Annotated in this window: 9 protein-coding genes; 6 read left to right on the top strand and 3 right to left on the bottom strand. The window is 63.8% G+C overall.

Translation table 11 applies throughout. The features are described from left to right. Positions 1-6: 6 nt before the first annotated feature. The 3 genes from F3J44_RS22555 to F3J44_RS22565 form a co-directional block, all read right to left on the bottom strand. Positions 7-966: a cation diffusion facilitator family transporter gene (locus F3J44_RS22555; RefSeq protein ID WP_167276241.1), complete on the bottom strand. Its 960-nt coding sequence runs from the start codon at positions 964-966 to the stop codon at positions 7-9. 78 nt (positions 967-1,044) lie between these two features. Then, a complete protein-coding gene (locus F3J44_RS22560) occupies positions 1,045-3,111 on the bottom strand; it encodes a methyl-accepting chemotaxis protein (RefSeq protein ID WP_167276243.1) in 2,067 nt (688 codons plus the stop codon). A gap of 66 nt (positions 3,112-3,177) precedes the next feature. Beyond that, positions 3,178-4,530 (bottom strand): APC family permease, encoded by a 1,353-nt coding sequence (locus tag F3J44_RS22565; protein WP_167070752.1) that lies wholly within the window; start codon positions 4,528-4,530, stop codon positions 3,178-3,180. A 613-nt stretch (positions 4,531-5,143) separates the two neighbouring features. On the opposite strand from F3J44_RS22565, the gene F3J44_RS22570 reads away from it, so the two are divergent. From F3J44_RS22570 to F3J44_RS22595, 6 genes are read left to right on the top strand one after another with little or no spacing between them, the layout of a single operon-like run. Next, positions 5,144-6,313 carry a sterol desaturase family protein gene (locus tag F3J44_RS22570; protein ID WP_167276246.1) on the top strand — a complete coding sequence of 390 codons (1,170 nt, stop codon included), beginning with the start codon at positions 5,144-5,146 and terminating at the stop codon, positions 6,311-6,313. A 3-nt stretch (positions 6,314-6,316) separates the two neighbouring features. Continuing rightward, a complete protein-coding gene (locus tag F3J44_RS22575; protein ID WP_205300069.1) occupies positions 6,317-7,624 on the top strand; it encodes a pyridoxal phosphate-dependent aminotransferase family protein in 1,308 nt (435 codons plus the stop codon). After that, entirely contained in the window at positions 7,614-8,795 is a 1,182-nt protein-coding gene (locus F3J44_RS22580; RefSeq protein WP_167276249.1) for a GNAT family N-acetyltransferase, read from the top strand. Before F3J44_RS22575 ends, F3J44_RS22580 begins: the two co-directional genes overlap by 11 nt. Continuing rightward, entirely contained in the window at positions 8,785-9,972 is a 1,188-nt protein-coding gene (locus F3J44_RS22585; protein ID WP_167070755.1) for a GNAT family N-acetyltransferase, read from the top strand. Before F3J44_RS22580 ends, F3J44_RS22585 begins: the two co-directional genes overlap by 11 nt. Next, positions 9,884-11,764 carry a hypothetical protein gene (locus tag F3J44_RS22590; protein ID WP_167276253.1) on the top strand — a complete coding sequence of 627 codons (1,881 nt, stop codon included), beginning with the start codon at positions 9,884-9,886 and terminating at the stop codon, positions 11,762-11,764. Before F3J44_RS22585 ends, F3J44_RS22590 begins: the two co-directional genes overlap by 89 nt. After that, positions 11,757-12,365, top strand: coding sequence for a GNAT family N-acetyltransferase (locus F3J44_RS22595; RefSeq protein ID WP_167276255.1), 609 nt, complete (start codon positions 11,757-11,759; stop codon positions 12,363-12,365). The genes F3J44_RS22590 and F3J44_RS22595 overlap by 8 nt, the downstream gene beginning before the upstream one ends. Positions 12,366-12,434 lie beyond the last annotated feature (69 nt).

The raw sequence follows: 12,434 nt of genomic DNA on the forward strand, positions 1-12,434 counted from the left end.
AGGTGCTTATTCAGCCCAAGCCGGGTCCCCGGTGAATACCACCGTGATCCAGCGGTCTGGCCCCTCGCCACCCACGGCATCGCCGATTTCGTCCCGCAGGGCGTCCCATTCGGCAATCGAGCGCGCTGGCATGTCGGTGGGCACGATGAAGTACAACTCGATCTCCCGCGAGCGCCCAACCTTGGCCACATAGGCCTTGTACGACTGCAAACCGTGCTTGGCGATGAATTGCTGGGCGACGGTGTCGACATGCAGCTTGAGGTCACCAGGCGTGACCAGGAAGATTTCCGACAGCGCCTGGCGCACCACCGACAGCGGCAGCGGAATGATCACCAGGCACACCAACGCCAGTACCGCCGGGTCGATGTACGGCGATACCCACTCCCACTGCGTGCCTTGCACCGCGTAGCCGAAGCAGAAGGCAATCAGCAATGCCGCGGTGATACTGGCTGACATCACCCAGCCCTTGACGTCCATGCGCACGAAGTCCGAGTTCAGCTGGCGGTTGGCCCGCGCCTCGACCACGGCGATGGTGGCGCAGGCGATCACGGTCAACACGGCGTAGACCATGGCGATGCCGAACTCCAGGTGGCGCCCGCCCTGCAGCACGCTGCTGACGGCGTTGATCAGCGCGTAGATGGCCACGCCGCTGAGAAGGATGCCGTTGAGTGCCAGCACCATCGGTTCCAGGTGCCAGAAGCCCATGGTGAAACGCTCGCGCAGCTTGCGCGAGAGCTGAAGGCTGGTGGCGTGCGAGGTGATCAGCTTGACCACCACCAACGACAGGCCGCTCATGCTGGCATCCACCAGCGAGTACACGCCGTCGAAGACGATCGAGAACGAGCCGGAGGCCAGGCCAAAGCCAATGCCGATGGTGGCGATGAACAGGGTGACGGCGATCGACGTGCGTAGCAGGCCTTGTTCGCTGGTGATGTCGAAGAAGGTCGTTCGGGTTGCGCTTTGCATGGGTTGTACTCGGTAAATAGCCTTTGTTGCTGTGTAGTCTGTGCGGGCCTGTTCGCGGGGCAGGCCCGCGCCTACAGGCTAGACGCGAAACTGCTCCATCAGCGCCTGTTGCTGGTTGGCCAGCCGGTTCAGTGCCTGGCTGATGCGCGCCGATTCATCGGCCTGCCCGGACAACGACTCGGTGACATCGCGGATGCCAGCCACGTTGCGGTTCACTTCCTCGGCCACGGCGCTCTGTTCCTCGGCCGCCGAGGCGATCTGCAGGTTCATGTCGCTGATTACCGCCACCGCCTCGCCAATGCGCTGCAGTGCCGGCAGCGCTTGTTCCATACGCTCGGCACTGGCCTGGGCCTGGCGCTGGCCATCGTGCATCGAACCGACCACGTCCTGGGTGCCTTGCTGCAGGCCTTCGATCACCTGGCGAATCTCTTCCACCGACACCTGGGTGCGTTGGGCCAAGCTGCGCACTTCGTCGGCGACCACGGCAAAGCCGCGCCCGGCCTCACCGGCGCGGGCTGCCTCGATGGCAGCATTGAGCGCCAGCAGGTTGGTCTGCTCGGCGATCGCGCGGATGACGTCGAGCACCGAACCAATCTGCTCGCTGCGCTGCTCCAGGGCGCGGGCTTCGCCCATCGCCGTGTCCATGCCGCCTGCCAACTGCTCGATGGCCTGGCGGGTGCTGGCAATCAGTTGCAAGCCCTCGCGGCTGGCCTGGTCGGCGCCACGGGCGGCATGGGCGGCCTGGGAGGCGCTGCGGGCGACATCCTGGGCGGTGGCGCTCATCTCGTTGGCGGCGGTGGCCACCTGCTCGATCTCGCGTTGCTGCTGTTGCATGCCATTGCTGGTTTGGCTGGCGATGGCGGCAGACTGGTCGGCCGTGCCACGGGCTTCGAGCAGCGAGCCTTTGACCTGGGCGATCACCGGCTGCAGCTTGTCGAGAAAACGGTTGAACCAGCCGGTGAGTTGGCCTAGCTCGTCCTGGCGGGCGTATTCCAGGCGCCGGGTCAGGTCCCCCTCGCCGCTGGCGATGTCTTCCAGGCGTGCGGCCACGGCCAGAATCGGCCGCGTCACGCCGCGGGCAGTCAGCCACACCAGCAGCAGGCCCAGCACCGCAGCGCCCAGGCCGATCAGCAGGCTGGTCAGGTTGGCGCTTTGGGCGTGCGCGTCCAGGCGCTGGTTAAGCGCCAGGGCCGGCGCTTGCAGCACGGCTTCGGGCAACTCCAACTGCACCTGCCAGGGGCTGGCATCGGGAATTGGCGCGAACGGCCGGGCCACGCGCAGCAGGCCCTGGTCCAGGGTTTGCGCCAGCCGCTGGCCGAGCTTGCCTGCGTCGCGGCTATGCCCGGCGAGCAGGCCAGCGGCGCTGACGATGCTCACCTGGCCTTGGCCATCGAACAGTTCCTGGCGGCCGTCCAGGCTCAGTTGCTGGAGGTTGGCCAGGCCGATGTCCAGGCCAACCACACCCACCACCTTGCCGTTGTCCAGCAGGGGCAGGGCGATGCTGGTCATCAGCACCTGGCGGCCGTTGACATCATCCAGGTAGGGCTCCAGCACGCAGGCCTTGGCGGTTTCCTGGGGGCAGGTCAGCCAGCGGTTCTTTGCCGCGCCATTGCTGCCGGGGCTGTTGTCGCCCAGCATCGACTCGGGCATCGCCTCTTGCTCCAGGGTGCCGGGGCTGGGCTGCGACCAGTACAGCGAGAAACGCCCGGTTTCGTTGCTGCCGGTGTTGGCCTGGCCGGCGAACTGGCTGTCCTGGTGGTCCAGTGCGTTGGGCTGAAACACCAGGTACAGGCCGATCACGTCCGGGTTGCCGGCCAGGCTCGCCTTGGCCTGGCGGTTCAGCTCGGCGCGCAGGTCGTTGCCGCCCTTGGCCTTGAGCACCTGCACCAGGCGGGCGAAACCGTTGCCGTACTGGTAGGCGTCCATGAAATAGCGCTGGATGCGCAAGGCCTGGGTTTCGGCATGGGCCTGCAGGCGCAGGCGTGCGCTGTGTTCGAGCATTTCGGTGCTGGCCTGGTTGACCAGTACCGCGCTGCGCCGCGCCTGGGTCAGTGCCGTGGCGACCAGCAGCGCGACGATGGCCAGCAGGCACAGGCCGGCAAGCAGGGTGATCTTCCACTGGATGGAGAGGCGACGCAGCAGCATGAGGACTTTCCTTATCGATCAACAACAACGCCCGCGATCAGACGCGGGCGTGGTTGGCAGCAAAGGTCATTCAGCGATGTAGTTCGGCGGTGCGGCAGTGAAGGCCTTGGTCAGCCAGGCCAGGTACAGCAGCCCGAGCACGGCCCAGACGCCACCGAACATCAGCGAGTTGGCGTTGAGGTCCAGCCACAGCGAGACGATGATGCAGAAGCCGATGGTCGGCAGCACCAGGTACTTGAGCTGGTTGGCCAGGCCCCGGCGGTTGCCTTCGCGCAGGAAGCAGTGGTTGATCACCGACAGGTTGACGAAGCTGAAGGCCACCAGCGCGCCGAAGTTGATGATCGACGTGGCGGTCACCAGGTCGAAGAAGATCGCCGACAGCGAGATCAGGCCGACCACGGCAATGTTCAGCACCGGCGTTTTGTAGCGTGAGTGCAGCCGGGCAAAAATGCTGGCCGGGATCACGTTGTCACGGCCCATCACGTACAACAGGCGCGACACGCTGGTTTGCGACGCCAGGCCCGAGGCGATGGTGTTGATCACCGTGCAGGCGATGAAGATCGACTGGAACAACTTGCCGCCCACGTACAGGGCGATTTCCGGCAGGGCGGCTTCCTGGTCGTGGAAGCGTGCCATGGTTGGGAAGTAGGCCTGGATGAAGTACGACACGCTGATGAACACCAGGCCGCCGATCAGTGCGGTGAGGAAGATCGCCTTCGGAATGGTCTTGCCCGGGTCGCGGGTTTCTTCCGACAGGCAGGTCACCGCATCGAAGCCCAGGAACGAGAAGCACAGGATGGTCGCACCGGCGGCCAAGGCGCTGAACTGGGTTTGGCTGTCGGCGAACGGAATCAGGCTCCAGGCCGTGCCCAGCCCTTCACCTTGGTCCAGGCCGCGCACGCACAGGTAGATGAACACGGCGATGATCGCCACCTGCACGGCAACGAACAGCAGGTTGAAGTGCGCCACCAGGTTGACGCTGCGCATGTTGATCAAGCTGATCAGGGTGACGAAGCCGGTCACCCAGACCCACGCCGGCACTTCGGGGAACATCGCCGACAGGTACAGCTTGGCCAGCAGGGCGTTGACCATCGGCAGCAGCAGGTAGTCCAGCAGCGACGACCAGCCGACGAGGAAGCCGACGTGCGGGTTGATCGCCCGTTGCGTGTAGGTGTAGGCCGAGCCCGATTGTGGGAAGCGTCGTACCAGGGTGCCGTAGCTCACCGCAGTGAACAGGATCCCGGCCAGGGCCAGGATGTAGGCACTGGGCACATGGCCAGCGGTGAGGCCAGACACGATGCCGAAGGTGTCGAACACCGTCATGGGCGTGAGGTAGGCCAGGCCGATGATGATCACGTGCCACAGGCGCAGGGTTTTGCGGAGTTGGCCGTTGCCGGCAGGGCTGTGCTCAGTCTGCATGCTGGCAGGGCTCCTGTACCGAAGGGGCGGGCAAGGCGGGGTGCTGCAGGGTGCGGATCGGCTCCATATTGTTCACCGTTTGTAGTAGGAGCGGCAGATAACGCCCAGGCGGGGCGTTGCAGGAAAAGGGCGATCAGTACGGGCGCGGTCCTGGGCGTGGATGCTGGGCCAGGGCGAGGGGGCGGCGGGAGCTGCAGCGGGCTTGAGGCTCAATGGTCATGGTCGGGGCGCTTGCCTGTAGTTGTTTGGTTTGTCGGGCGCGACGCAAAGCGGGGCAAATAAACGATGAAGGGGGTTTGGGTGTCAAGTGAAACACGACAGCGTGCCGTGGTTTTATGAAGCTTTATCGGCTGAAAGCGGCTTTTTTTGCCGTTTTAAGCGTTTTGCTGGCTGAATTGCAGTTTTTGATGTTGATAAAAATTTACGCTTTGCGCGCCCTGTCGTGTTTTGTCGCGGTCGTTCAAGGGTTACGCCTTGGCGCCTTGATTCCCAGGGCGATCATTCGTTCTAGAAACATCTCTTGTGACGGCGACGTGTGCGCCGGGGCTCCAGCGGACAGGAACCCCAAGCAAGTTCAGGCGCAGGTTGCGCCTAGCCCAGGGAAGGGGTGTTCATGCAAACCACGATGTTTTTGGTCTACCTGCTGCTATTGGTGCTGGGCTCGATCCTGCTTGAAGGGATCTTGCTGGCCTGCAAGCGCTCAGCGAACTGGCAGCCGGCCGAAGGGCTGGTCAATGCTGTCTTGGGTATCGGCAACCTGGCAGTGGGCGTGCTGTTCGCCTCGGTCAACCTGGCGCTTTACCGTTACCTGCTCGAACACTATTCACTGCCCCTGGACCTGGGCGGGCCCCTGGCGAACATCGGCTTCGCGTTCTTGGTGTACGACTTCCTCTACTGGTTCAACCACTGGGCACACCACAAATGCGCCCTGCTGTGGTGCAACCACCTGATCCATCACAGCGGTACGGCTTTCAACTTCACCACGGCGGTTCGTATCGGCTGGATAGGCAATTTCACGGTGTGGCTGTTCTTCCTGCCCATGGCGTTGCTTGGCATTTCGCTGGAGCACTACCTGCTGGTCATTTCAGTGCAGTTGCTTTACCAGTTTTTCATCCATACCGCCCTGGTACCCGAACTCGGTCTGCTGGAGCGGGTACTGGTGACGCCGTCGCAGCACCGTGTACATCACGCCAGCAACGCTATCTACCTGGACAAGAATTTCGGCTGTTTCCTGGTTATCTGGGACAAGCTGTTCGGCACCTACCAGCGCGAGCTGCCTCAAGAACCGGTGCGTTACGGCATCACCACGCCGATCCACCAGCCCGCATCACCTGGCTACCTGAATTTCTTTCTCTATCGCCACTGCATCCGCTCGGCCATGGCAGCACAGGGGCTGCTGGGCAAGTTGCGTGTGCTGTTTGGCAGCCCTGCGCACACTCAGGTGCCTGTGGAGCAGGGCCAGCCGGTGGCCCATGAGTTTGCCTGGTTCGACTACCTGCCGGCGCTGTTCGTCGGTTTCTACCTGGTTGTTCACCATGCGGCCCTGCCAGCAGGCGACCTTACGCTGGCGGCCTTGCTGTTTCTGGTGGTGGCCAATTGCGCCGGCCATTCCCGTGGCACCGGCCGCAGTGGGCGGTGGGCGCTGCGTGGCGGGCAGTTGCTGGGTTGCTGTTACCTGTGGCTATCCAGCCCGCAGGGTGAAGGGCTGCTGCTATTGGCGGTGCTGGCGTGCTGCCTGCCGTGGTTGGCGGTGTTACGTAAACCTCGATTGATCAAGGAGTGATTGATGATGACGACACGTGCAGAGCGGGTAACTGACGACAACGCAGCGCAGGCGCGCAGCCTGGCCCGGGACAACGAGGTGTTGGGCGGGTTGCTCGAACGCCTGGAGGGGCTGGTGGCAAACGGCTATATGGACGTCATTGGCCGGGTGTTCCATTCGATGCCCACCAAGCACGCTTCGGTGAGTTTCAGTGAGCATGCCAAGGCGCCGAGCCGCCGCGATGTGTTGCACCTGGGGTCCTACAACTACTCCGGCCTCAATGGGCATCCGCGTATCAACGAAGCGGCCATCGACGCCATTCGCCATTATGGAACCACCTCCAGTGGCGTGCGTTTGCTCAATGGCACCAGTGAGCTGCATGTGGAAATGGAGCAGCGCCTGGCGCGTTTTCTGGGTGTCGAGGCAGTCATCACTTTCTCTTCGGGCTACGCTGCCAACCTGGCTGCCTTGGCGACGCTGTGTCGGGAGGGCGATGTGGTGCTCAGCGACATGCTCAACCACCAGTCGATCGTTGATGGCCTGCGCCTGAGCGCCGCGCGCGTGGTGCCTTACCGGCATGCATCGCTGCGCAGCCTGGAGCACAACCTGCAGCGCTTGCCGCAGGCGCAGCGCAAGTTCATCGTCACCGACGGTGTTTTCAGCATGGATGGCGATCTCGCGCCGCTGGACCGGATTGCAGCCTTGGCCCGTCGCTACAATGCCTTCCTGTTGGTCGATGATGCCCATGGTACCGGCCATCTGGGCCCGAACGGCCGCGGTACCGCTGCGCTGTTCGGTGTCAGTGACCAAGTCGATGTACTGACCGGCAGCCTGAGCAAGGGCCTGCCGGGTGTGGGCGGTTTCATTGCCACCAGCCACGAGACGGCGGCACTGTTGCGAGCTGGCGCCAGCCCTTACATTTTCTCGGCCTCGCTGCCGCCTCCGGTGCTGGCATCGATCATCGCCGCCTTGGATGTGCTCGAATCGTCGCCGCAGATCATCGATCAACTGCGCAGCAAGACCGACTATTTCGTCAGCGCCCTGCGCGCACGGGGCTTCGATCTGCTCGACACCTGCAGCAGCATCATTCCGCTGATGACCTATGCAGAGCACAAGGCCTACGAACTGGCCAAGGCCCTGCACCTGCGCGGTGTCTATGTGAACCCTGTGGCGCACCCCGCCGTGAGCCGGTCGCGGGCGCGGGTACGTATCAACCTCAGCGCCAACCTGACCCAGGAAGAGCTCGACTTCAGCATTGCGGCGATCACCGATGTGGGCCGGGCATTGCAACTGATCGATGCGCCGGGGGGCAGCCATGGGCATGACCTTTGAATGGGTGGAGCGGCTGACGGACATCGATCCTGCCGACTGGCAGGCATGCTTCGGTGCAGGCCAGGTAACTGCCTCTTATGCCCTGCAGCAGACGCTGGAACGCGCCGCGATGGTTGAAGGTTTTCACTACCTCAAGGTACTGCGCACCGGTGAGGTAACAGGCATCCTGGCCTGCTTCAGCATGGATTACTCGCTGACCGACCTGGCACCGGTGCCTGTACAGGCAGTGGTGCGGCACGCCCGCACGGTGCTGCCGCGCTTGCTCAAGGCGCGCCTGTTCGTGGTCGGCAGCCCCTTGGCGACCTGTTCGGACATGTTTGGCTTGCCCGGGGTACGTGAGGGGCAATGGGACGATACGTTGTGGGCGGTTCACCAGCAGCTGCTGGGCAAGGCGGCGCAGTTGGGCATCGGCTTCGTCTGCCTGAAAGAGTTCGACGCGCCACTGCAGCGCCGGCTGCAGCAGGCCTGGGGAGGACACTACCTGGTGTGCCGCAGCCCGGACACCACGTACGTCAGCACGGCCGTGGTCAATGGGCTGGAATATGCCGACAACATGCTCAGCAAGTACCGCAACGTGATGAAAAAGCGCAAGAAGATGTTCGAAGATGCAGGCTTGCGCTGGGTGGTGCACGCGCAATTTGCCGAGCATGCCGCGGCCATGCATCGGTTGTACCTCAACGTCCTGGAACGCTCCAATACCCGTTTTGAGCGGCTGAGCGAGGCCTTCTTTCGCGAAGTGGGCGCCTGCCTGGGCGGGCAAGCGTATGCGTTGCTCTGTTTCGACGGCGAGCGCCTGGTAGCGTTCGAACTGTTTCTCAAGGGGGCGGCTTTGCATCCGTTGTACCTGGGCATCGACTACCAGTATCGCGATGCCAGCTGCCTTTACTTCAATTGCCTGTACCGTATCGTCGAGGAGGCGCAGGCGCAGGGCGTTCCCTTTATCGAATTGGGGCAAACCAGCTATGAGGCCAAGTTCAGCATTGGCGCCGTGTCATCGCCGCTGTACTTCTTCATCCGCCACCAACGCGGCTGGGTGAACCGCCTATTGCGGCTGCTGCGTGAAGGCCTGTTCCCAGCACCGCAGATTCCGGCGCTACGCAATGTGTTCAAGCACCGCGAAGCCTACCTGGACGCGCTCAGGAGCCAGGGGGTGCTAGAGCATGCTGATTGACACCTTGGCCATCGAGGGTGGCCAACTACGCCTGTACGATGATATCGCCGACATCGACGAAACCCTGTGGAACGCGACGCTGGCGTTCGACCACCCGTTTCGTAGCCACCGTTTCATGGGCGTGGTGCAGGCCTGCTACCCACAGCGAACCTACCGTTACCTGGAGGTGCGCGAGCATGCCCAGGGGCCGGTCGTGGGGCTGATGTTCGCCACCGAGCAAGACCTCGACATCCTCGAAGAGGCGCCCACCTGGGCCGTGCGTGGTGCCAGGGTCGTCAGGTGTGTGTTGCCCAGGGCAGGGTTGCTGCGGGTCGCCATGCTGGGATGTTTCGAAACGGCAGGGCAACATTGGTGGGTAGCGCCCGGCCACGACGAACGGGCGTTGTTCGAGGTGATGGTCGCGGGTGCCCAGCGCGCCTTGCCGCGCGCCCAGGTACATGTGGTGCGCGACCTGGAAACCGCTAACGCTGCCACCGAGCCGCTGCAGGCGCTGTTGCGCCGCCGTGGCTTTCGTGCCTGCAACAACTACCCATTGGCGTTGATCTGCCTCGATGGCAGGGGCTGGCCTGCACATTACGCCAGGCTCAAGGCCAACAGCCGCAAGATACTGAAAAAGGCCATGGCCACGTTTGAGGCATCTGCCTACAGCGTCGTTCACTACCCCGGCGAGGTGCCAGGGCTTGAGCAGTTGTACCGCCTTTACCTCAATACCCATGAGCGGGCCACCGAGTATCGCCGTGAGGCGCTGCCCTTGGCGTTCTTCCAGCAACTCCAGGGCAGTGGCATGGCAGTGTTCTCGGTGCTGCACGATGGCGACGGACAGGCGGTGGCGTTCGTGCTCAGCGGTGTGGGCGGCAAGGTCATCAACCCGTTCCTGTTTGGCCGCGACTACGCCGTGGAATTGCCGGTAAACGCCTACTATGTGCTGCACATCGACGTGCTGCGTCAGTTCGCATCAACCTGCACGGGCTGGGTCGACCTGGGCATCACCAATTACTTCGTCAAGCAGAACCTCGGGTCGCAGCTCAGTGCCAGCGGCCTGTACCTGAGGTTGCGAAACCCCGTTCTCAACAGGATTTTTGGAGCCTATGCCGCCAGCATGTTCGATATCAAGCAACCTTCCCAGCGCCGCGTCCTGCGCGCCGAGCACGGCCCAGAGCCGGCAGGCGCTGGCTGACGACCTGCGCGCCCGGTCGAGCCGCCACCGGGCATGCATCGAACGGCTCGGTGGGCGCCTGCGGCGAACCGAGTGGCTGCGCCTGTTGGTGTTCCTGGCATTGCCGACACTCGCCTGGCATGGCTATGAACGCGGCTTTGCTCCCTGGCTGTGGGCCGCGTTGGTGTTGGGGCTGATGCTGTTCATCGGGATGGTCCAGCGCCATGCGAAGTTGCGCGAAGCCATTGAGCACGAACAGCACCTGGTCACCCTCAACCAGTGGGCGCTGGCGCGGTTGGAGCGGGATTTCAGCGCCTTGCCCGATTGCCCTGAAAGCCTGCGCCCGCTATTCGACAAGCAGGACCTGGACATCAACCTGTTCGGGCCAGCGTCGATGGGGCAGCTGCTGTTCAACCAGGCCACTGGCCTGGGTGATCGCCGGATCGCCCAATGGTTGACGCAACCGGCCCAGGATGAAGCGCTGCGCGACCGTCAACAGGCCATCACCGAGCTGGCCGGGTGCCGCGACCTGCGCCAGGCACTGGCGGCGTATGCGCTGCACCTCAATGCCCGGGGCCTGGACCTTGGGCGGCTCGGGGAATGGGTGGCAGGCGAGGATAGCGCGGGGTTTACGCCCCTGCAGGTAGCGCTGGGCCGGGGCGCGACAGTGGCCAGCCTGGTGTGCATGGGCGGCGTGCTCGGCGGTGGGTTGCCGGCGGCCACGTTGTTGGCATGTCTCGGCATCAACCTGGTGCTGTATGCACTGCGTGCCAAAGCTTGGCATGGCGTTTTTGCCGGGGCCGATGACAGCGCCGATGCACTCAACGGCCTTACCCGCTGGCTGACACACGTGGCCGGGCAGCCGTTCGCCAGCCCGTGCCTGCAACGGCTGGCCGGCCAGTTGACGGTGGGCGAGGCGCCTCCGGCACGCGCTGTACGCCGACTGGACAGCATCCTTGGCTATGCGCGACTGCGCCACAACCCGACCATTGGAGTGTTCGCCCAGGCAGTGCTGCTCTGGGATTTTCACTGTGCCCTGGCGCTGTCGCGCTGGCGCAGGCAGCATCGAACGCACCTGCCTGCCTGGCTGGAAGTGTTGGCCGAACTGGAGGCCTTGTCGGCATTCGCAGGCCTTGCCGATGAAAACCCAGGCTGGTGTTTTGCCCGTCAGGTCGACGAGCCAAGCCTCACGGCCCAAGGGGCATGCCACCCACTGCTGCACCCGGAGCGCGCGGTGCCCAACCCGGTGGCGCTGGTGCCGGGGCAGGTGACGATCATCACCGGCTCCAATATGTCAGGCAAGACCACCTACATGCGCACCGTCGCCCTCAACCTGCGCCTGGCCCAGGCCGGCTCGGTGGTGGCTGCGCAGGCTTTCAGTTTCGGGCGGATGCGCATGGTGTCGTCCATCTCGGTGGCCGATTCGCTGGAGCAGGGGCTTTCGTACTTCATGAGTGAGGTGTTGCAGGTCAAGGCGGTGATCGACACGGTCAGGCAATCGCCCGTGCCCGTGCTGTACCTGCTCGATGAGTTGCTCAAGGGCACCAACGAGAAAGAGCGCAACCTGGCGATCATCGAGATCCTGCGCACGCTGTGCGCCCACCAGGCGCTCGGCCTGCTGACTACGCACAACGTCGCATTGGCCACCGATCCGGCCTTGCAGGGCCTGGGGTGCAACATCTACTTCGAGGAAGGCTACGAGGACGCAGGCGAGCAGGGCTTGAGTTTCAATTACCAGCTGCGTCATGGGGTATCGCGCAATACCAATGCCATTCGCCTGCTGCGGCGCATGGGAGTGCTCGGCCATGACTGAAACCTTTTGCCACGCCAGCCCGCAGCATGCTGGCCAGGTGGTGCCATTGATTGTCAGCATCGCCCCACGGCCCTTGACGGTAGTGTATGGCGACCGTTACCTGGAGCCTTACCTGGCCCATGCCTTCGCTCGCAACCTTGGGCACTTCGGCCATGCCCGGCACCGGCTGGTGCTACAGCATGGGCGCTGCCGTGGTGTGGTCGCCACGCTTTCGGCGCAGCAAAAGAATGGGCTCGACCTGGGTTTGCTCTGTTCGGTCCTGCGCTTCTACCCGGGGTTGTCCGGTGCAGGCGTGATTCGCCGCTTGTTGCGTTCAGTTGCCGGGCATCCCAAGCCCTCCGCTGATGCGTTGTTCATCTACAACCTGGTGGTTGCGCCAGAAGCGCGCGGCAAGGGGCTAGGGCGTCGCCTGCTGCACATGGCCCTGGAATCGGCGAGGGCCGGCGGGCAGCGCAGGGTCGAGCTCGATGTCGAGGCAGGCAACACCGCCGCCATCAGCCTGTATCACGCCCAGGGCTTCAAGGCCATGGCCGAGCTCCCGGGGGCTTGTTGCGGCGATTGGCAATTCCCGGCGCAATTGCGCCTGGGGTTGGCGCTGTGATCGTTTGTGCCGCACCGGGTCCGGCACAGTGCTAACCTAGCCACTGCGCTCGCTCAGGCGTGCACTTTT

Origin of the sequence: Pantoea sp. Tr-811, assembly GCF_011752535.1 — a bacterium.
GTDB lineage: Bacteria > Pseudomonadota > Gammaproteobacteria > Pseudomonadales > Pseudomonadaceae > Aquipseudomonas.